Below are 20,427 nucleotides of genomic sequence, written 5' to 3' on the forward strand. Positions count from 1 at the left end.
CCGGCACCACCACCGGCGGTTCTTCCGGCTCCGGTTCCTCCGGCATGCTGGGTTCGTTTGGCACCACCGGCGCTTCGCGCGGTGGTGTCTCGGGCATGGCGTGCTGAGTATCCACCCCCTCCGGCGCCACCGCCGATGGCTCGGCCGGCCATTCGTGGGATGGGGTTGGCACCGTTGCGGCCTCTGATGACACAGGCCTCGGCGCCACGGGCAGAGAAGGAGCAGCGGCGGGTTCAAGCCCTGCTACCGCCGCAGGAGGTTGCACGTTGATGTCCACCACCGGCGCCCCTGGCGGCGCGGCATCGGGCAGCGGACCATCCGGGGGCTGCGCCATGGTGAAAGAAAGGTCCGGTGTCTCAGCGGCGGCCGGTATCCGCAGGGTCAGCAAAGGCGATGGCGCGGTGGAGGATGAAGGTTCCGTCAGCGAAAGTGGCGCCGGTTGGATATGGGCATTCTCGGGCAGCGGGGCTTCCGCCGCGAGACGCGCGGCGTGGAGTGGCGGCAAGCCGATGCCTTCGGCAGCCGGCATGGCGCCATGCGCTTCCGCCTGCCCCGGCACCGCTCCATCCGTGGCAATGGTGCCGCCCACCAGCGATGCGGGCGCGCCGTCACCACCCTGCACCAGCATGCGTTGCACCGCGCGCAGCGCGCGCAGGGATTCCGCGTCAACCACACTGGAGTCCGGAATGGAAGGCCTGGAGTCCGTCCGCTGGGCCATGGGGAGGATACCTTTTCAGCGCTCGTGAAAGGACGCTGCCATTGCCGAATAGATCGGCTTCAGCAGGTATTGCAGCACCGTTTTGGTACCCGTGGTGATGTCCGCCTGGACCGTCATGCCCGCCACCAGCCGCGCATGCCGCGCGTCATGGCCAAGATGCTGCTGCTCCAGCGCGATGCGCGCGCGGTAATGCGGCTGCCGCTGCTCATCGAGGAAGGTGCCGGCGGAAATCCGCTCCACCCGCCCGGCAATGACGCCGAAACGCGCGTAGTCGAAAGCCTCGACCTTCACATGCACTGGCTGCCCCAGCGCGATGAAGCCGATATCGCGTGGTGTCAGCCGCACATCCGCCACCAGGGCGGCATCCAGCGGCATGATCTCGCCCACCAGCATGCCCGGTTGCAGCACCGTGCCCGGGCGATGCACCGCCATGCCGCGCAGGATGCCGGCGATAGGCGCGCGCAGCAGCGTGCGCTCCGCCCGTTCCGCCAGCCGCCGTGTGGCCTCGGCGGTTTCCGCGATCTCCAGCGCCACATGGGCGGCTTCCCGCCGCGCCTCATCGGCGGCGGTGGATTGCAGCTCGGTGACACGGGCTTCCGCCTCGGCCAGGGCGCGCTGGGCGGCGGCATGCTGGCCGCGCAGCCGGTCACGCTCGGCGGTGGCGCCCATCAGCAGCCGCCGTGCTTCCAGCACCGCCAGCCGCGTGGTCAGGCCGCTGCGTGCCAGGTCCTCGCGCGTTTCCAGTTCGCGCGCATGCAGCGCCACCTGCTGCTCCAGCGCCACCGCCTGTCCGCGCAGGGTGGCGAGGTCGCTGCGCCGCTGCGCCACCTGCTCCCGCAGCACGGCGCGGCGATCGGCCAGGGCGCGCAGCCTGGCTTCCAGCGCCGCGCGCTGCGGCAGCAGGAAGGTGCCGGCGGGCAGCGGTGGCATGCCACGGGCATCGCCCTCGGCGGCGGCGGCCAGGCGCTGCGCCTGCATCTGCAAAGACTCCAGCCGCAGCCGCGCCTGTTCCAGTTCCGCCCGCACCGCCACGTCGTTCATGCGCAGCAGCGGCTGGCCGGCCTCCACCGTCTCGCCCTCCAGCACCAGCACCTGGGCGACAATGCCGCCTTCCAGGTGCTGCACCGGCGCCGGCGAGGCCATGGGCACGAGGTCGCCGCGCCCCACCGCCACCTCCGGCACACGGGTGACGGCGGCCCAGCCCAGCGCCACGGCCACCAGCAGTGCGGCGCCCAGCACCACGGCACGTTCCAGCCCATGGACACGCACTTCCTCCAGCGCCAGCACATGGCTGTCAGGGCGCGGGCGGCGGCTGGCGCGGGGCAAGAGCGGCGGCAGCGATGAGGTGGCCGGAATGGCCTCGGGCGGCGAGGAAAGCGGCATCATCCGGCTCCGCGCGGGTTGAAGACCGGCCTGCGCGTCACGCGCGGCGTGTTCAGCGGGATCGGCGCGGGTTGCTCCACCTCCTCCACCTGCCCGTCCCGCACGCGCAGCACGCGGTCGGCCAGCCGCATATGGCTGGGGCGGTGGGTGGCCATCAGGATGGTGCAGCGGCCCCGGCGGGCGGCGATGACATCGGTGAAGGCCTTGGCGCAGGCATCGTCGAGGCCCGCCACCGGCTCATCCAGCAGCAGGATCGGCGCATCGCGCAGCAGCGCGCCGGCCAGGGCGATGCGCAGCAGGATGGAGCGCGGCAGATGGCCGCTGTGGTTATCGCCGACACGGGTGTCGAAACCCTCCGGCAGCGTCTCGATCGCCTCCAGCACCCCGGCCTCGGCGGCGGCCTGGCGCAACGCGGCATCGGAAGCGGTGGGATGCGCCAGCCGCAGGTTCTGCGCCACCGTGCCATAGAGCAGCTCCGGCTTCTGCGGCACCCAGCCGATGCTGCGGCGGAGCACGGCGGGGTCGAAGGCGCGCACGTCATGCCCGTCGATCCGCACCACGCCGCCCTGTGGCCGGTAGAGCCCGGCCACCAGCAGCAGCAGGCTGGACTTGCCCGCGCCCTCGGCGCCGATCACCGCCACCACCTCGCCCGGGCGGATGGTGAAGGAGGCGCCGGCCAGCACCGGCTCGGCCTGTTGCAGATAGCGCAACGTGACACGGTGGAAGACGATGGCACCCCGCTCCGGCGGCGCCATGCGCGCTTCCAGCAGGCTGGGGCGTTCGCTTTCCAGCGTCATCAGCCCATCCACCTGGCGGATCGAGGCCTGGGTCTGCTCCCAGCGGGAGAGCATGGTGAAGCCGGTCTGCAAGGGCCCCAGCACGCGCCAGATCAGCATCATGCCGGCGATCAGCGCCCCCGCGCTCATGGCGCCGGAAAAGACCGCCAGCACCCCTGTCACCGCCGCCGCGAGGCCGGAGAGCGTCACCAGCGCCTGGCTGGCCACCAGCACGGCGCCGGAGACGGTGCCGGCATGGGCGGAAGCCATGGCGGCCGTGGCGGCGGCGGCGGCGTAGCGCTCGATCCAGCGTTCCTCCGCGCCCGCGAGCTTGAGGGTGCGGGCCGCTTCCAGCGCCTCCACCGCCAGGGCCTCCCGCGCCTGGGTGGCGCGCGCGGCGCCGGCGATGGCGCGGCGCAAGGCGGGGCGGGAGATGAGGAAGAGCAGCGCGAAGCCCAGCACTGTGCCGAGCGGCACCAGCGCGATCCAGCCGCCCAGGGCCAGCATCAGCAGCATCACCAGCAACGTGAAGGGCAGGTCCAGCACCGCGACGGCGAAGCTGCCTGTCAGGAACTCGCGGATGGTGGCGAAGTCGCGCAGCCGCGAGACCTGGGAGGCCGTGCCGGCGCGCTCCACCAGCGCCGTCGGCAGCGACATCAGTTGCGTGAAGACGGCATTGGAGACCAGCCGGTCCAGCCGCTCCCCGATGCGCAGCAGGGCACGCTGGCGGATGCCACGGAAGGCGAGCTCCATCAGCACCGCCGCCGCCACGCCCAGCGCCAGCATCGGCAACGTGCCGGGGCTGTGGCCGGCGATGACGGTGTCGAAGACCGCCATGGTGAAAGCCGGCACCGCCAGCCCCAGCAGCGCCATCAGCCCGCTGATGCCCAGCAGCGCCGGCAGGTCGCCGTGGAAGCGCCGTGCCAGGCCGGCGAACCAGTTCTGGCGCGGCGGCACTTCCGGCAGCGGCACCGGCCGCAGCAGGGCGCCACGCAGGCTTTCCGCCGAGCAGGGCACCGCCTGGCCCGAGGCACCGTCGAGGCGCAGCACCTGGCCCTGCTCATTGGCATAAACCACGGCGGCGGGCTGGCCGGGCGGCAGCAGGATGGCCGGCAGCAGGCGCGGGTCCAGCCCGCCGCGCCGCAGCCGCTCCAGCCGTGTCGGATAGCCCAGCAGCGCCAGGGTGTTGCGCAGGTCGGTGAGGTCGATCTCCGGCTTGGCATGCGGCAGCGCCGCCAGCAGGTCGTCGGCGCCACCGGTCCATTCCAGCACCCAGAGCATCGCCGTCAGGCAGCGCGCCAGATCGGAAGGCGCCAGCAGCGCCTCCGGCAGCGCCAGCGGCCGGCGCGGGCGCTCATCCCCCAGCAGGCTCATCGCGGGGGTTCCGCCGCCGCCTGAAGGCGGCCGTCGCGGATCTCCAGCACACGGTCCGCGACGCCGAGGACCGAGCGGCGGTGCGTGACGATCGCCACCGTCACATTGCCGCGTAGCGCCGCCAGCAGCCGCGCCAGGCGCAGGTCGCCATCCGTGTCGATCTGCGTGGTGACATCGTCCAGCAGCAGGATGCGCGGCTTCTCGACCAGCGCCCGCACCACGCCGATGCGCTGCACCGCGCCGCGCGGCAGCGGCATGGCGGCGATCCCCACCTGCGTGTGCCAGCCGCCTGGCAGCAGCGAGGCCACATGGTCCAGCCCCAGCTCCGCCGCCAGCCGCAGCGCCGTGCCTTCCAGATGCGACTGGTGCAGCGTCAGGTTCTGCAGCAGCGTGCCGCGCACCAGCGCCACATCCGGCGGCACCAGCGCGACCAGGCGGCGCACCGGGCCGATATCGGCCCGCGCGAGGTCCTGGCCATCGATCAGCACGCTGCCCTCGTCCGGCCGCAGGTCGCCCGCCATCAGCCGCAGCAGACTGGAACGGCCGGAACCATTGGCGCCGGTGATGCCCAGGACCTCGCCAGCGCGCAGGTCCAGTGTCAGCCGGTCGAACAGCCAGCCGCGATGGCCGGGCGTGCGGAAGCGCAGCTCTCGCAGTTGCACCGCGCCCTGGCCGAGTTCCAGCGCCGGGCGGCCGGGCCGGCGCTCCTGCGGCAGGGCGGCGATCTCGGCCACGCGGCGGCGGCTTTCCGCCAGGGATTGCAGGCGGGACCAGAGCGCGATGCCGCCCAGCAGCGGCTGCATGGTGCGGCCCACCAGCATGGTGCAGGCGCCCAGGCCGCCGACGCTGAGCTGCCCCGCCAGCACCATCTGGCAGCCGAAGGCGGCGACGCCGACCGTGGCCGCCTGGGCCAGCAACAGCCCGCCTTCCTGGCCCGCCCAGGTCGCCTTCCCCAGCGCGCGGCGAAGCTGGGCGGAGCCGTTCTGCAACCGCTCATAGCGGCGCTCCAGCAAGGGCTCGGCGCCCAGGATCTTCATGGCGTTGATGCCATGCAGGGTGTCGAAGAGGAAGTTGAAGCGGCGTTCCTCGGCCAGGGCCAGCGCCTGGGCGGCGCCGCGCACCCGCCGTCCGGTCAGGGCCGCCAGCAGCGCGATGCCCGCCAGCAGCGCCACCGGCACCAGCACCAGCGGCCCGGCGAGATACCACATGCCCAGCAGGTAGAGCAGCGCGAAAGGCAGGTCGAGCATCGCCTGCAAGGCGGGGCCGGACCAGGCATCGCGCAGCGTGCCGATGGCGGAAAGCCGCTCCACGTAATAGCCGTTGCCGTGTGCTTCCAGCCCGGCCAGCGGCGCATTGAGCAGGCGCTGCATGGCCTGCCGGTGCGTCCGCGCCTCCGATGTGGCGGCGACGCGTGCCAGGATACGACTGCGGACATGCCGCAGCACCGCTTCCAGCAGGATGGCGGAAGCCACCGCCAGCGCCAGCATCGTCAGCGTGTCCACCGCCAAGTTCGGCAGCACGCGGTCATAGACCTGCAGCAGCATCACCGGCAGCGCCAGCGCCAGCAGCGCCACCAGCAGCGTCGCCAGCGCCACCGGCAGCAGAAAGGCGGCGCCGAAGCGGCGGATGACGCTGCCGATGGGGCGCGTCAGCCACAGGTCGGGCCCGGTATCCGGCGCGGTGCGCGACGGGAGCGTGACATCGGACATGCCTCGGACACCTGATCGTTGAACCAGGGCTTCTTCAAAGCATCCGCATCATTAACGGCGCATGAAGAGGATCACAGGTTCCAAGGCCTGGAAGCATGCAACTTCCGCCGCCCGCGCCGCGTCAGACTTGTTTTGCAGGTTATTGGGAGCGCAGGCGATGGCACAGGAAGACGGCACCGTCCATTACGACGGCCCATCCGGCGGCTGGGGCTCGTTGCGCGGCATTTCCAGTGTCTTCGGCAAGGAATGGGCTACCCCGCTGGCGATCGAGACGCTGATGCGCCAGAACAAGCCGGGCGGCTTCATGTGCGTCTCCTGTTCCTGGGCCAAGCCGGCCAGCCCGCACCAGTTCGAGTTCTGCGAGAATGGCGCCAAGGCCACGCTCTGGGACCTGACCAGCCGCCGCTGTACGCCAGACTTCTTCGCCCAGCACACGCTGGCCGAGTTACGCGGCTGGAAGGACTACGACCTGGAGCAGCAGGGGCGGCTGACCCACCCCCTGCGCTATGATGCCGCCACGGACCGTTACCTGCCCTGCGGCTGGGACGAGGCCTTCCATGCCATCGGCCGGGAACTGCGCGCGCTGGACCCGAAATCGGCGGTTTTCTATTCCTCCGGCCGCGCCAGCCTGGAGACCTCCTATCTCTACGCGCTCTTCGCTCGCCTCTACGGGCACAACAACCTGCCCGATAGTTCCAACATGTGCCATGAGACCACCTCGGTGGCCCTGAAGCAGGTGATTGGCGCCAGCGTCGGCACCGTCGTCTTCGACGACCTCTCCAGTTGCGACTGCATGTTCTTCTTCGGCCAGAATACCGGCTCCAACAGCCCGCGCTTCCTGCATCCGCTACAGGAGGCCGCCAAGCGGGGCGTGAAGATCATCACCTTCAACCCGGTGCGGGAGAAGGGGCTGGAAACCTTCACCAACCCGCAGAACCCGCTGGAGATGCTGACCGGCAAGGAAACGCGGATCAGCAGCCAGTATCACCAGGTCCGGCCCGGCGGCGACATCGCGGTGCTGATGGGCCTCTGCAAGCATGTCTTCGCCGCCGATGACGCGGCGCAAAAGAAGGGCCGCCGCGTGCTGGACGCGGATTTCCTTCAGAGCCACACCCGTGGCCTCGCCGCCTTCGAGGCGCAGGTGCGCGCCATGCCCTGGTCCGAGATCGTGGCGCAGTCGGGCCTGACGCGGGAAGCCATCGAGGGCGCGGCACAGGTCTATGTGGAATCCGACCGCACCATCGGCATCTATGGCATGGGCCTGACCCAGCACGCCCATGGCTTCGAGAATATCGCCATGCTGGTGAACCTGCTGCTGCTCAAGGGCAATATCGGCCGCGACGGCACCGGCATCTCCCCCGTGCGGGGCCATTCCAACGTGCAGGGGCAGCGCACCGTCGGCATTTCGGAGAAGCCGGAGCTGGTGCCGCTCGACAAGTTGGCCAAGCAGTTCGGCTTCAAGCCGCCGCGCGACAAGGGCCTGAACACGGTGGAAACCTGCGAGGGCATCCTCTCGGGCAAGGTGCGCGCCTTTATCGGCCTCGGCGGCAATTTCGTCCGCGCCATTCCGGAGCGCGACCGGATGGAGCAGGCCTGGACGCGGATGCGCCTGACGGTGCAGGTGGCTACCAAGCTCAACCGCAGCCATCTGGTGCATGGCGAGGTGGCCTATCTGCTGCCCTGCCTCAGCCGTGCCGAGGAGGATATCCAGGCCAGCGGTCCGCAAGCCGTCAGCATGGAGGATACCTTCAGCTGCATCCATGGCTCGGTCGCGCGGCGCAAGCCGGCCAGCGAGCATCTGCGCTCAGAGGTTGCCATCGTCGCCGGCATGGCCAAGGCGACGCTGCCGCTGAACAACAAGGTGCCTTGGGACGACTGGGTGCGCGACTACGCGCTGATCCGCGACCAGATCGCGGAAACCTATCCGGATGAGTTCCGTGACTTCAACAAGCGCCTCTTCACGCCCGGCGGCTTCTACCGCGGCAATTCGGCGCGGGAGCGGATCTGGAAGACCAAGTCCGGCAAGGCCGAGTTCACTGCGCCCAAGACCATGTCGGCCACCGGCTTCGAGGATGCGCCCGGCCGCTTCCGCCTCATCACCATGCGCAGCAACGACCAGTTCAACACCACCATCTACGGCTACAGCGACCGGCTGCGCGGCATCGAGGGCACGCGGGACGTGCTGCTGATGAACCCGGGCGACATCCAGCGCGCGGGCCTGCGGGAAGGGCAGGTCGTCTCGCTGCTCAGCGATGCGGAGGATGGCGTGGACCGCCGCGTCCACGGGCTGGTGGTCACGCCCTTCTCGCTGCCGGATGGCTGCATCGGCGGCTATTACCCGGAAATGAACCCGCTCATTCCCCTGTCGCACCACGACGAGCAATCGAAGACGCCGGCGGCGAAATCGGTGCCGGTGCGGATCAGGGCGGAGGATGGCATCCTCCGCGCGCCCCTGCGGGAGCCGCCGGGTCACAGCACCCGCCCGGCCTGAGGGGCGGGTGCCGGGCCCGCCCGGCCTCAGCTATGCAGGCCGGGCGCTTCCTGGCCGGTGCTGGCGACATATTCGGTATAGCCGCCGCCATACTGGTGGATGCCCTCCGGCGTCAGTTCCAGCACCCGGTTGGACAGGGCCGCGAGGAAATGCCGGTCATGCGAGACGAAGAGCATGGTGCCCTCGTATTGCGACAGCGCCGTGATCAGCATTTCCTTGGTGGCCATGTCCAGGTGGTTGGTCGGCTCGTCCAGCACCAGGAAATTCGGCGGGTCGTAGAGCATCTTGGCCATCACCAGCCGCGCCTTCTCGCCGCCCGAGAGCACGCGGCACTTCTTCTCCACCTCGTCGCCGGAGAAGCCGAAGCAGCCGGCCAGCGCGCGCAGCGAGCCCTGCGGGGCGCGTGGGAAGGCATCTTCCAATGCCTCGAACACCGTGTGGTCGCCATCCAGCATTTCCATGGCGTGCTGCGCGAAATAGCCCATCTTCACGCTGCCGCCGACGGAGACGGTGCCCTCGTCCGGCTCGGCCGTGCCCGCCACCAGCTTCAGCAGCGTGGACTTGCCGGCGCCATTGGTGCCCAGCACGCAGCAGCGCTCGCGGCGGCGCACCAGGAAGTCCAGCCCCTCGTAGATGACCTTGCTGCCGTAGCGCTTGTGGACATTCTTCAGGTTCACCACGTCCTCGCCGGAGCGCGGCGCCGGCTGGAACTCGAAGGCCACCACCTGGCGCCGCTTCGGCGGCTCCACACGGTCGATCTTCTCCAGCTTCTTCACGCGGCTCTGCACCTGCGAGGCATGCGAGGCGCGCGCCTTGAAGCGCTCGATGAACTTGATCTCCTTGGCCAGCATCGCCTGCTGGCGCTCGAACTGCGCCTGCTGCTGCTTCTCGGCCATGGCGCGCTGCGCCTCGTAGAATTCGTAGTCGCCGGAATAGGAGGTCAGGCTGCCGCCGTCGATCTCGATGATCTTGTTGATGATGCGGTTCATGAACTCGCGGTCGTGCGAGGTCATCAGCAGCGCGCCGTCATAGCCCTTCAGGAACTGCTCCAGCCAGATCAGGCTCTCGAGGTCCAGGTGGTTGCTCGGCTCGTCCAGCAGCATCACGTCGGGGCGCATCAGCAGGATGCGGGCCAGCGCCACGCGCATCTTCCAGCCGCCGGACAGCGCGCCGACATCGCCATCCATCATCTCCTGGCTGAAGGAGAGACCGGCCAGCACCTCGCGCGCCCGGCCTTCCAGCGCATAGCCGCCCATTTCCTCGAAGCGGCCCTGCACCTCGCCGAAGCGCTCGATCAGCGCCTCCATCTCATCCGCCCGCTCCGGGTCCGCCAGCGCGGCTTCCAGGGAGGCCAGCTCGGCCGCCACCTCGCTGACGGCGCCGGCGCCCTCCATCACCTCGGCCACGGCGCTGCGGCCGGACATCTCGCCCACATCCTGGCTGAAGAAGCCGATGCTGACGCCGCGGTCCACCAGCACCTGGCCCTCGTCCGGCTGCTCCTGCCCCGTGATCATGCGGAAGAGCGTGGTCTTGCCCGCCCCGTTGGGGCCGACGAGGCCGACCTTCTCCCCCTTCTGGAGGGCGGCGGAAGCCTCGATGAAGAGAAGCTGCTGGCCGTTCTGCTTGCTGATGGAGTCGAGCCGGATCATGGAGACTGGGGCGCCTGGACAGTGATGGCGCGCGGGCGCCGTGGAAGAAGGGGCGTCCGAGACCACGTCCGCCGCCCGCCGTCAACCGGAAGCGCTGCCGCGCATCCCTTTCGGGCTTTGACACCCGGGATATTTTGGGCCGCCTTTGGCCATATCCCTGCGCGGCCCCTGGCCTGGCTGGGGATCGGCATCCGCACCAGGGCTTGTCCGGCTGGCGGCGCGGCGCCCGCGGGGCCGGCATTGCGGGCGGAGATTTTCCCCGTCGCCATTGAGCAGGACTACATCGTGGCCGGTCTTTAGCTGCCCGCGCCGGACTTCTGCTTCAGCACCCTGGCGATGACCTTGGTGGTCCAGGCGCCGCCGCCGGGCGCGCTGGCGCCGGTTTCCCGCAAGGCATAGGCGATCTGGGCCAGCGAGGCGCCCTGCCGCCGCATCGCGCGGATCGCCGCCACCGTCGCGGCATGGCCGGCGCCGGGCGTGGCAGCGGCTTGCCTTGGCGTGGTCATTCGTCCTCGTCCTGCCGCCGCCCCGTTTTCCGAGGCGTGAGGAAGCGCTCCAGCCGTGCCATCTCAGCCTCCAGCGCTCGCTGGAAAGCCTGGCTGCGGGGCGCGCGGGTGGCATAGCCCGGCACCACCCGCAGCCTGCCCTCCACCAGCGTGGCATTGGCCCAGCCGATCACCGCATCGCCCCAGAGCAGCGGCAAGGCATAATAGCCGAACTGCCGCTGCTGCGGCGGGGTATAGGCCTCGAAGCGGTAGCCCCAGCCCCAGAGATGCTCGAAGCGCCGGCGGTCCCAGACCAGCGGGTCGAAGGGTGCCAGCAGGCGCACGTCGCGCGGCACCGGGCGGTCGCGCCAGTCATTCTCCGCCGCCGGCCAGAGGTACTGCTCGCCGTCCACGCTGGCCCGCTCCAGCTCCCCCGCCTTCAGGGCGGCGGTGACAACCGGGGCCAGCGGGCCCAGGCCGGGGTTGCGCCTTGCCACCAGGGCCAGGGCGCCGCGCAGGCTGGGTGCCGGCACCGGGGCCAGGACACGTGCCACCAGCAGCACCGCCTGCCGTGCCCGGTCCGCCGCCTCGGCCGGTGGCGGCGGCGCGGGGGCCGGGGCATAGATACGGATGCCGTCGCGCCGGTGCGCCACGCGCAGCAGGCCAAAATGGTGCAGGCTTTCCAGCGCCAGCGTGGTGGCCTTGGAAAAGCCGCCCCAGCCATTCACCGCGCGCTCGCGGCCGAAGCGCTCCTCCAGGTCGCGCGGATGGGTAGGGCCGTGTTGCCGCACAAAGTCCAGCACCTCGGCGGCGAGGCCGGCGGGGGCATGGGTGCCGGCGGGGCCTTGCAGGTCGGGGCGCGGGTGCAGCAGGTGGCGCGTCTCGCCCGGCATGAAACCATAGGCGTAGAGGAAATCCTCCTCCAGCCCCATGCGGGTAAAGGCGCGGTCGAGATCCCCGGCGCGGTAGCCCTGGACGCGCTGCCGCAGGATCAGGTCCTGGGCCCGTGCCGGGGCACGGATCGGGTCCGCCTGCACAAAGCCGAGCCGTTGCAGGGCACCGCTCAGCGTGGTGGGAGGAAACAGCGTTGCCAGGCGTGCCCTGGCCCGGAGCTGCTCCAATGTGGTGCCGGTGGTCATGGTCGGCCGGCAAGGTGGCAGCCCTGAGCATGGCGGGCAATGGGGCGCGGATCAGCGGCGCCCTGCCCGCCGCGCCGTTACCGCCTCAGGCGAGGTGCTCCCGGAAGAAGGCCACCGTGCGCTCCCAGGCCAGCCTGGCGGCGGCCTCGTTGTAGCGGGGCGTCGAATTGTTGTGAAAGCCGTGCTGGGTGCCAGGATAGACATGCGCCTCATGGCGCACGCCGCTGGCCTTCAGCGCCTGCTCATAAGCCGGCCACATGCTGGTGATGCGCTCGTCATGCTCGGCATAATGCACCAGCAGGGCGGCCTTGATCCGGGGCACCAGGGCCGGGTCGGCGGCGGCGCCGTAGAAGGGGGCGCCGGCCTGCATCTCCTCCCCCAGCAATCCGGCCAGGGCATTGGTGGTGGAGCCGCCCCAGCAGAAGCCGGTGACGCCCAGCTTGCCGGAAGACAGCGCATGCGCCTTCAGGTAGCGGGCGCTGTTGAGCATATCCGTGCGCAGCTTGCCCTGATCCAGCTTCGCCTGCAGCGCCCGCCCGTCATCGTCATTGCCGGGATAGCCGCCGGCGGGGAAGAGCCCGTCCGGCGCCAGGGCCAGAAAGCCCGCCACCGCCGCGCGCCGCGCCACATCCTCGATATAGGGGTTCAGCCCCCGGTTCTCGTGGATCACCAGCACAACGGGGAAAGGCCCCGTGCCGCTGGGCTGCACCAGATAGCCCCGCATGGTGCCGGAGGTGCCGCCGGGCGAGGGATAGGTGACGTAGCTGGGCTTGATCCGCTCATCGGTGAAGGAGACGGTCTGCGCCTGCGCGTAGCGAGGCAGCAGCGCCTGGGCCATGGCCAGGCCGCCGGCCGTGACCACCGCCGAGCGTTGCAGGAAGGTGCGGCGGTCGATCCGCCCATGGCAGTATTCGTCGTAGAGATCGAAGACACGCTGGTCGATCTCCGCCTGCGTCAGCGCCCCGGGCATGGGGAGCGGCGCCCCGGTATCCGGCAGATCGGGCATCCCTGGTTCTCCTCCTGGCTGCGGCGGGTGATCCACGCATGCGGCCCAAGACCTCCGCCGGATTTGAGAAGACGCTAACGAAGGCCGCCGGGCTTCCGCAACCGCCGCGTCGTTGGCCGGGCTCAGGTCTTGGCGGCGAAGGCCTCCACCTTTTCGGTGGCACCGGCGACGATCAGCAGGTCGCCCTCCCGGATGCGCGTCTCCGGCAAGGCCGGCTCGAATTCGGCGCGCGGCCGCTTGACCCCCACCACCGTGACGCCGTGGCGGCTGCGCCAGGCGCATTCGGCCAGGGTGCGCCCCACGGCCTCGCGCGGCGCGCAGGTCTTGACGATGGCATAGCCGTCGTCGAACTCGATGAAGTCCATCATCTTGCCGGTGACCAGATGCGCGACACGCTCGCCCATCGCCGCCTCGGGGTAGATCACGTGGTGGGCGCCGGTGCGCTCCAGGATGCGGCCATGCTTGTCGCCCAGCGCCTTGGCCCAGATATCCGGCACGCCCAGCTCACTCAGCGCCAGCACCGTCAGCACGCTGGCCTCGATATCCGTGCCGATGCCGACAATGGCATGGCTGAATTCATGCACGCCGAGGGAGCGCAGCGTATCCCCATTGGTGGCATCGGCCTGCACCACATGGGTCAGCCGGTCCGACCATTGCTGCACCAGCGCGCCGCTCTCATCGATGCCGAGCACGTCATGCCCGAGCCGCAGCAGCGATTCCGCGACCGCGCCGCCGAAGCGGCCCAGCCCGATCACCGCGACGCCATCCGTGAAACCTGTGGTCTTAGCCAACGATGGGGCGCTCCTCTGGGTAGCGGTAGAGCCGGCGCGCGCCGCGCAGCGCCAGGGCGGTGACGACGGTCACGGTGCCGACACGGCCGACGAACATCAACAACATCAGCAAGGCCTGCCCGGCCGGCGGCAGCGTGCCGGTGATGCCGGTGGAGAGCCCCACCGTGGCGAAGGCCGAGATGACCTCGAAAAGCAGGGCATCGGTGGGCAGGTCCGTCATGGCCAGCAGCGCCAGGGTGGCGAGGGCCACGGTGGTGGCGGCCAGCGTCGCCACCGTCAGCGCCTGCCGCTGCAGATCGGCCGGGATGCGGCGCCGGAAGGCGGTGACATCGGGGTCGCCGCGCACCTCGGCCCAGACGATCAGCCCCAGCACCAGGAAGGTGGTGACGCGGATGCCCCCCGCCGTGCCGGCACTGCCACCGCCGATCAGCATCAGAAGGTAGCTCAGCACCAGGCTGCCCGGCGTCATCTGCCCGGTATCCACGGCATTGAAGCCGCCGGAGCGGGTCATCACCGAATGGAAGGCGGCGCCCAGCAGCCGGGGGCCCTCCTCCAGCCCGCCCAGCGTGCGCGGGTTGCTCCATTCGAAGGCCAGCACGCCAAGGGTGCCGAGCAGCAGCAGCCCCGCCGTGCCCAGCAGCGTCAGGCGGCTGTGCAGGGACAGGCGCGCCGGCGCCCGCAGCAGCTCCGCCACCACGGGAAAGCCGAGGCCGCCCACCGTCACCGCCAGCATCAGCGGCCCCAGCACCAGCGGGTCCGCCGCGAAGCGCATGAGGCCATCGGGGTAGAGCGAGAAGCCGGCATTGTTGAAGGCGCCGACGGCATGGAAGGTGCCGCTCCACAGCGCCTCCGCCCAGCCGAGGCCATGACCGAAGCGCAGCCGCAGCGCCAGCACCATGGCCGTGGCGGCCTCGACGCAGAGCGCCATCAGCAGGATCAGCCGCAGCACCCCCAGCACGTCGCCCAGCGCCAGCACCCGGATCTCGGCCTGGGCCAGCAGGCGGGTGCTGAGGCTGAGGCGGCGGGTGACCAGCATGCCCAGCAGCGTCGCGCCGCTCATGATGCCAAGGCCGCCGAGCTGCGACAGCGCCACGATCACGGCCTGGCCGAAGCCCGACCAATAGGTGCCGGTATCCCGCACCGCCAGGCCGGTGACGGTGACCGCCGAGGTTGCGGTGAAGGCGGCCGCCAGGAGCGAGGCGCCCTCGGGCCCTGGCCGCGCCGCCGGCAGCATCAGCAGCGCGGTGCCCAGCAGGATGGCCAGCAGGAAAGCGAGCGGCAGCAGCCGCGCGGGGTGTCGGAAGGTGCGGATCGCTGCGTTCCTGTTCTCGCTGTTCATGGTCGGGCAACCGGCATCCGCAGTACGAGGTCAGGCCCGCCGACGCCAGCCAGCCCGGACAGGCGGATACCTAACGCTAGCCAGTTCCTCAACGCTTCGGCCTCGATGCGGCACAAGGCGCCGTGGGCTTCTTGGCGGCGTATTTCGCAGCGCGGGGATGTGCTGCGCCGGCCGGCACTTCACATATGCATGTAGGCCCTATCCAGGGTTTCGCTTCTTTCTGGTTTCTCGCCATGATGGTGCTGCCCGTCGCGCCAGCGCGAGCCGAGCCGGCACAAGACCCGGCCGAGGAGGAGAGGCCAGCGATGCCCGTGACGCATCCGGAAGCCATGCCGGAGAGCCAGGCTCCGGGTTGGAGCGGCGCTGGCATGGGCGTGTTGCCCGCCCCTGCCGGAGGACAGTCCCGGCCATCCTCGCCAGGTCCGGGATACCTTCAAGCCTCATCATGGCGGGGCGCGCGATGACCACCCCCGGCATCCGGCCTCCGGAGCCCATGCTTCAGGCAGGCCCAGGGCTCACCTACCTGTCGGGAATCCAGGCGCTGGTGCGGCTGCCGATGCTGCAGCGGCTGCGGGACGCCGCGGCCGGGCTGGATACCGCCGGCTTCATCTCCGGCTATCGCGGCTCGCCGCTCGGTGGCCTCGACCAGGCGCTGTGGAAGGCGGGGAAGCAGCTCGCCGAGCACCACATCCATTTCCAGCCGGGGCTCAACGAGGACCTGGCGGCGACCGCCGTCTGGGGCAGCCAGCAGGTCAACCTCTTTCCCGGCGCGAAGCATGATGGCGTCTTCGGCCTGTGGTACGGCAAGGGCCCTGGCGCCGACCGCAGCGTGGATGTCTTCAAGCATGCCAATGCCGCCGGCACCTCCCGCCACGGCGGCGTGCTGGCCGTGGTGGGCGACGACCACGGCGCCAAGTCCTCCTCCCTGCCGCATCAGAGCGACCATGTCTTCGCCGCCTCCATGATCCCGGTGCTGAACCCGGCGGGGGTGCAGGAGCTGCTGGATCTCGGCCTGCATGGCTGGGCCATGTCCCGCTTCTCCGGCTGCTGGGTGGGCCTGCGTGCCCTGACCGACATCGTCGAGACCTCCACCGGCGTCCTGCTGGACCCGCACCGCGTCGAGACCCGGCTGCCGGGTGATTTCGAGATGCCGCCGGGCGGCCTGTCCATCCGCTGGCCCGACCCGCCGCTGGAGCAGGAATACCGGCTGCAGCACTGGAAGGTTTACGCGGCCATGGCCTATGCGCGGGCCAACCACCTCAACCGGGTGGTGATGGACAGCCCCCGCGCGCGCTTCGGCATCATCAGCAGCGGCAAATCCTACCTGGACCTGCTCCAGGCCCTGGATGCGCTCGGCATCGACGCGGCGCTGGCGGCGGAGATCGGGCTGCGGGTCTACAAGGTCGGCATGACCTGGCCGCTGGATGGCGAGGGCGTGCGCCACTTCGCCGAAGGGCTGGAGGAGATCCTGGTTGTCGAGGAAAAGCGCCAGGTCATCGAATACCAGCTCAAGGAACAGCTCTACAACTGGCGCGAGGACGTGCGCCCCAAGGTCACCGGAAAATACGACGAGAAGGGCGAATGGGACCTTCCTGGCGGCGTCTGGCAGCTTCCCGCCGCCGGTGAGCTGACGCCGGCGCTGATCGCGCGTGTCATCGCCCGCCGCATCGAGCGTTTCCATACCAGCGAGCGCATCCGGGAATGCCTGGATTTCCTCGCCGCCAAGGAAGCGGCGCTGGCGCGGCCGCATCCCACCGTGCCGCGCGTGCCGCATTACTGCTCCGGCTGCCCGCACAATACCTCCACCCGCGTGCCGGAGGGCAGCCGCGCCCTGGCCGGCATCGGCTGCCACTACATGGCGCTGTGGCTGAACCCGGACCAGACGCGCACCTTCAGCCAGATGGGCGGCGAGGGCGTGCCCTGGATCGGCCAGGCGCCCTTCACCGAGACGAAGCATGTCTTCGCCAACCTGGGCGACGGCACCTATTCCCATTCCGGGCTGCTGGCGATCCGCCAGGCGGTCGTGGCCAAGGCGCCCATCACCTACAAGATCCTGGTCAACGACGCCGTGGCCATGACCGGGGGCCAGCCGGTCGAGGGCACGCTGACGGTGCCGGAGATCGTGCATCAGGTGCGGGCGGAAGGCATCGGGCGCATTGTCGTCGTGACGGATGATCCCGCGCGGCATCCCGCCAGCAGCCTGCCGGCGGATGTGCCAGTGCGGCACCGGCGAGACCTCGATGCCGTGCAGCGGGAATTGCGCGAATATCCCGGCGTTTCCGTGCTCGTCTACGACCAGACCTGCGCGGCCGAGAAGCGCCGCCGCCGTAAGCGCGGGCTGATGCCGGACCCGGCGCGGCGCGTCGTCATCAACGACCGCGTCTGCGAAGGCTGCGGCGATTGTTCCGCCAAGTCCAACTGCATGTCGGTGGTGCCGGTCGAGACCGAGTTCGGCCGCAAGCGCGCCATCGACCAATCCACCTGCAACAAGGATTTCTCCTGCCTGGAAGGCTTCTGCCCCAGCTTCGTCACCGTGGAAGGCGGCAGGCCGCGCAAGGGGCAGACCTCCGCGCCAGTAGCGGGCGACGGCTTCGGAGAGTTGCCGGAGCCTGAGACCCGCCCGGATGGCCGCCCCTATGGCATCCTGGTGGCTGGCGTCGGCGGCACGGGTGTGGTGACCATCGGTGCCCTGCTGGGCACCGCCGCCACGCTGGAAGGCAAGGGCGCCTCGGTGCTGGACATGGCCGGGCTGGCGCAGAAGGGCGGCCCGGTCTGGTCGCATATCCGGGTCGCGGCGCGGCAGGAGCTGATCCATGCCTCACGCATCGCCTCGGGCGAGGCAGACCTGCTGCTGGGCTGCGACATCATCGTGGCCGCCGCGGATGAATCCCTCGCCAAGCTGCATGCGGGCGCGACGCGCGCCGTGGTCAACAGCGACTTCTCCGTCACCAGCGACTTCGTCCGCGGCTTTGCCGCCCAGGCCAGGACGGGCGATGTCGCCACGGTGCGCGACCCGCAATTCCCGCTCACCGCCATCGAGGAACAGATCGCGGAGGCGGCCGGGCCGGGCCGGGCGGAGTTCGTGCCGGGCACCCGGCTGGCGACGGCGCTGCTGGGGGATTCCATCGCCGCCAATCTCTTCATGGTTGGCTATGCCTACCAGAAGGGGCTGCTGCCCCTCTCCGCCGCCTCCATCCTCCAGGCGATCGAGATGAATGGCGCGGCGGTGGAGATGAACCAGGCCGCCTTCCTCTGGGGCCGGCGGGCGGCGCTCGACCTTCCCGCCGTGGAGCGGCTGGCCACGCCGCCGGAGGCCCTGCCGGAGCACCTCAGGCTCTCCGCCAGCCTGGACGAGGTGGTGGCCCGCCGCGTCGTGGAACTGACCGCCTATCAGGATGCCCGCTACGCGCGCCGCTATGCCGAGCTGGTGCGGCGGGTACGGGAGGCGGAAGCGGCCAGGGCGCCGGGCCATGAGGGCCTCGCCGAGGCCGTGGCGCGAGGCCATTACAAGCTGCTCGCCATCAAGGACGAATACGAGGTCGCGCGCCTCCATGCCGAGACCGGCTTCCTGGAGCGGCTGGGCCAGAGCTTCGAGGGCGACTATCGCCTTGTCTTCCATCTGGCGCCGCCGCTCTGGTCCCGGCCCGACCCCGCCACCGGCGAGCCGCGCAAGCGTGCCTTCGGCCCCTGGGTGCTGCATGGCTTCCGGCTGCTGGCGCGGCTGCGGCGCCTGCGGGGCACGGCCCTCGATCCCTTCCGCTTCACCGAGGACCACAGGCTGAACCAGCGCCTGCTCCTGGAATACGAGCGGCTGGTGGAGGAGCTGATCGCCGCGCTGCATCCGGGCAACCATGCCTTGGCCGTGGAGCTTGCCGCGCTGCCGGAGCAGATCCGCGGCTATGGCCCAATCCGCCGGCGGCATGCCGAGCACGCTCTGCGCCGGGCAGCCAGCCTGCTGGAGGAATTCCGCCGCCGGGAGGAACACCCGGACGATGGCGGGGAGCGGGTGCCGGAAGCGCCCGTGCTGATGAGGGGATGAGCGGCATGATGATGGGCCTGGATTTCGGTCTCGGCGAGACCGTGGAGGCATTGCGCGCCGAGGTCGCGCGCTTCGCCGCCGCCGAGATCGCGCCCCGCGCGGCCCAGATCGACGCCAGCAACAACTTCCCCGCCGATCTCTGGCGCAAGTTCGGCAGCCTCGGCCTGCTCGGCATCACCGTCGAGGAAGATTATGGCGGCGCCGGCATGGGCTATCTGGAGCATGTGGTGGCGATGGAGGAGATCAGCCGCGCCTCCGCCTCCGTCGGCCTTTCCTATGGCGCGCATTCGAATCTCTGCGTCAACCAGATCCGCCGCAACGGGACCGAGGAACAACGGCGCCGCTACCTGCCGGGCCTGATCTCCGGTGAATATGTCGGCGCCCTGGCCATGAGCGAGCCGGGCGCTGGATCGGATGTCGTCAGCATGCGCCTGCGGGCGGAGCGGCATGGCGACCGCTACCGGCTGAACGGCAACAAGATGTGGATCACCAATGGCCCCGACGCGGATGTGCTGGTGGTCTATGCCAAGACCGACCCGCAGGCCGGGCCGCGCGGCATCACCGCCTTCCTGGTCGAGAAGGGTTTCGCGGGCTTCTCCACCGCGCAGAAGCTCGACAAGCTCGGCATGCGCGGCTCCAATACCTGCGAGCTGGTTTTCCAGGACTGCGAGGTGCCGGCGGAGAATGTGCTCGGCGAGGTCGGGCGTGGCGTGAACGTGCTGATGAGCGGGTTGGATTATGAGCGCGCCGTGCTGGCGGGCGGGCCGCTCGGCATCCTGCAGGCCTGCCTGGACGTGGTGCTGCCCTATGTGCGGGAGCGTGAACAGTTCGGCCAGCCGATCGGCAGCTTCCAGCTCATGCAGGCAAAGATCGCCGATCTCTATACCGTGTCCAGTGCCGCGCGGGCCTATGTCTATGCCGTGGCCCGTGCCTGCGACCGCGGCCAGGCGGCGCGCAAGGATGCCGCGGGGGCGATCCTCTTCGCCGCCGAGAAGGCGACCTGGGCGGCGCTGGAGGCCATCCAGGCCCTGGGCGGCAATGGCTATATCAACGACTACCCCACGGGGCGGCTGCTGCGCGATGCCAAGCTTTATGAGATCGGCGCCGGCACTTCCGAGATCCGGCGCATGCTGATTGGCCGCGAATTGTTCTGCGAGGGCGCCTGACAGGCACCGCCTCATGCTACCAAAGCATGGCTTCTGCTTCACTCTTCCCTTTCGGGAAGGGCACACTCATGCATCAGGCACCACCAATACAGGCGGAGCAATGACCGAAACGCCTTGAGGAAACCGGAAGCCAGACGCTGGAGAATACCCAAGCCCGCTCTGCAAAGCACGCGCCCCACCTTGCAAGAGGCAAATTCCGCCGGACGCCCGGCCCATGTTTCTTCGCCACCCGCGAGGCCCGGGTGCCGATTCGCTCCCGGCCGCGCCGGAGCGGCAGGGTGGCCCCGCAATCTCCCTTCACAACCCCTCGTGCCCGAGACTAGGCTTTCCAAAAGAAGCTTCGAACCGGGAAGAGGGACGTA

12 protein-coding genes and 1 pseudogene are annotated in these 20,427 nt (G+C 70.1%); 3 read left to right on the top strand and 10 right to left on the bottom strand.

Annotation, left to right across the window (positions count from 1 at the left end; all coding sequences use genetic code 11):
* The 4 genes and pseudogenes from IBL25_RS06805 to IBL25_RS06820 form a co-directional block, all read right to left on the bottom strand.
* A pseudogene (locus tag IBL25_RS06805) lies at nucleotides 1–673 on the bottom strand (hypothetical protein); the annotation flags it as partial.
* Between the two features lie 60 nt (nucleotides 674–733).
* Nucleotides 734–2,104 (bottom strand): HlyD family type I secretion periplasmic adaptor subunit, encoded by a 1,371-nt coding sequence (locus tag IBL25_RS06810; RefSeq protein ID WP_187777807.1) that lies wholly within the window; start codon nucleotides 2,102–2,104, stop codon nucleotides 734–736.
* Nucleotides 2,101–4,251, bottom strand: a complete 2,151-nt coding sequence (locus tag IBL25_RS06815) for a peptidase domain-containing ABC transporter (protein ID WP_187777808.1) — start codon at nucleotides 4,249–4,251, stop codon at nucleotides 2,101–2,103. The genes IBL25_RS06810 and IBL25_RS06815 overlap by 4 nt, the downstream gene beginning before the upstream one ends.
* Nucleotides 4,248–5,960, bottom strand: a complete 1,713-nt coding sequence (locus IBL25_RS06820) for an ABC transporter transmembrane domain-containing protein (RefSeq protein ID WP_187777809.1) — start codon at nucleotides 5,958–5,960, stop codon at nucleotides 4,248–4,250. Before IBL25_RS06820 ends, IBL25_RS06815 begins: the two co-directional genes overlap by 4 nt.
* 157 nt (nucleotides 5,961–6,117) lie before the next feature.
* Here IBL25_RS06820 and IBL25_RS06825 point away from each other — a divergent pair, with 157 nt between their 5' ends.
* Entirely contained in the window at nucleotides 6,118–8,451 is a 2,334-nt protein-coding gene (locus tag IBL25_RS06825; protein ID WP_187777810.1) for an FdhF/YdeP family oxidoreductase, read from the top strand.
* A 26-nt stretch (nucleotides 8,452–8,477) separates the two neighbouring features.
* Here IBL25_RS06825 and IBL25_RS06830 read toward each other — a convergent pair whose 3' ends face one another.
* The 6 genes from IBL25_RS06830 to IBL25_RS06855 form a co-directional block, all read right to left on the bottom strand.
* The gene (locus IBL25_RS06830) at nucleotides 8,478–10,100 is read right to left on the bottom strand and encodes an ABC-F family ATP-binding cassette domain-containing protein (protein ID WP_187777811.1); all 1,623 of its coding nucleotides are present in this window, start codon (nucleotides 10,098–10,100) and stop codon (nucleotides 8,478–8,480) included.
* 296 nt (nucleotides 10,101–10,396) lie between these two features.
* Nucleotides 10,397–10,606 (bottom strand): recombinase family protein, encoded by a 210-nt coding sequence (locus IBL25_RS06835; protein ID WP_187777812.1) that lies wholly within the window; start codon nucleotides 10,604–10,606, stop codon nucleotides 10,397–10,399.
* Nucleotides 10,603–11,724, bottom strand: coding sequence for a DNA glycosylase AlkZ-like family protein (locus IBL25_RS06840; protein WP_187777813.1), 1,122 nt, complete (start codon nucleotides 11,722–11,724; stop codon nucleotides 10,603–10,605). Before IBL25_RS06840 ends, IBL25_RS06835 begins: the two co-directional genes overlap by 4 nt.
* Before the next feature lie 85 nt (nucleotides 11,725–11,809).
* Nucleotides 11,810–12,730: a dienelactone hydrolase family protein gene (locus tag IBL25_RS06845; RefSeq protein ID WP_202986704.1), complete on the bottom strand. Its 921-nt coding sequence runs from the start codon at nucleotides 12,728–12,730 to the stop codon at nucleotides 11,810–11,812.
* Nucleotides 12,731–12,852: 122 nt separating this feature from the next.
* Complete coding sequence (locus tag IBL25_RS06850) at nucleotides 12,853–13,521, bottom strand: potassium channel family protein (RefSeq protein ID WP_187777814.1); 669 nt, start codon at nucleotides 13,519–13,521, stop codon at nucleotides 12,853–12,855.
* Nucleotides 13,514–14,860, bottom strand: a complete 1,347-nt coding sequence (locus IBL25_RS06855) for a TrkH family potassium uptake protein (RefSeq protein ID WP_187777815.1) — start codon at nucleotides 14,858–14,860, stop codon at nucleotides 13,514–13,516. Before IBL25_RS06855 ends, IBL25_RS06850 begins: the two co-directional genes overlap by 8 nt.
* A gap of 493 nt (nucleotides 14,861–15,353) precedes the next feature.
* Here IBL25_RS06855 and IBL25_RS06860 point away from each other — a divergent pair, with 493 nt between their 5' ends.
* Entirely contained in the window at nucleotides 15,354–18,899 is a 3,546-nt protein-coding gene (locus tag IBL25_RS06860; RefSeq protein WP_202986705.1) for an indolepyruvate ferredoxin oxidoreductase family protein, read from the top strand.
* A 5-nt stretch (nucleotides 18,900–18,904) separates the two neighbouring features.
* Nucleotides 18,905–20,065, top strand: a complete 1,161-nt coding sequence (locus tag IBL25_RS06865) for an isovaleryl-CoA dehydrogenase (RefSeq protein WP_187777817.1) — start codon at nucleotides 18,905–18,907, stop codon at nucleotides 20,063–20,065.
* Nucleotides 20,066–20,427: the final 362 nt, after the last annotated feature.

This window comes from Pseudoroseomonas ludipueritiae (assembly GCF_014490445.1).
GTDB classification, from domain to species: Bacteria; Pseudomonadota; Alphaproteobacteria; order Acetobacterales; family Acetobacteraceae; genus Pseudoroseomonas; species Pseudoroseomonas ludipueritiae.

Excerpts from the sequence above, each read along its gene's own strand:
- IBL25_RS06840 (WP_187777813.1), bottom strand. The coding sequence starts at position 11,724 with ATGACCACCGGCACCACATTGGAGCAGCTCCGGGCCAGGGCACGCCTG.
- IBL25_RS06815 (WP_187777808.1), bottom strand. The coding sequence starts at position 4,251 with ATGAGCCTGCTGGGGGATGAGCGCCCGCGCCGGCCGCTGGCGCTGCCG.
- IBL25_RS06860 (WP_202986705.1), top strand. The coding sequence starts at position 15,354 with ATGCTTCAGGCAGGCCCAGGGCTCACCTACCTGTCGGGAATCCAGGCG.
- IBL25_RS06825 (WP_187777810.1), top strand. The coding sequence starts at position 6,118 with ATGGCACAGGAAGACGGCACCGTCCATTACGACGGCCCATCCGGCGGC.
- IBL25_RS06820 (WP_187777809.1), bottom strand. The coding sequence starts at position 5,960 with ATGTCCGATGTCACGCTCCCGTCGCGCACCGCGCCGGATACCGGGCCC.
- IBL25_RS06855 (WP_187777815.1), bottom strand. The coding sequence starts at position 14,860 with ATGAACAGCGAGAACAGGAACGCAGCGATCCGCACCTTCCGACACCCC.
- IBL25_RS06810 (WP_187777807.1), bottom strand. The coding sequence starts at position 2,104 with ATGATGCCGCTTTCCTCGCCGCCCGAGGCCATTCCGGCCACCTCATCG.
- IBL25_RS06845 (WP_202986704.1), bottom strand. The coding sequence starts at position 12,730 with ATGCCCGATCTGCCGGATACCGGGGCGCCGCTCCCCATGCCCGGGGCG.
- IBL25_RS06835 (WP_187777812.1), bottom strand. The coding sequence starts at position 10,606 with ATGACCACGCCAAGGCAAGCCGCTGCCACGCCCGGCGCCGGCCATGCC.
- IBL25_RS06865 (WP_187777817.1), top strand. The coding sequence starts at position 18,905 with ATGATGATGGGCCTGGATTTCGGTCTCGGCGAGACCGTGGAGGCATTG.
- IBL25_RS06830 (WP_187777811.1), bottom strand. The coding sequence starts at position 10,100 with ATGATCCGGCTCGACTCCATCAGCAAGCAGAACGGCCAGCAGCTTCTC.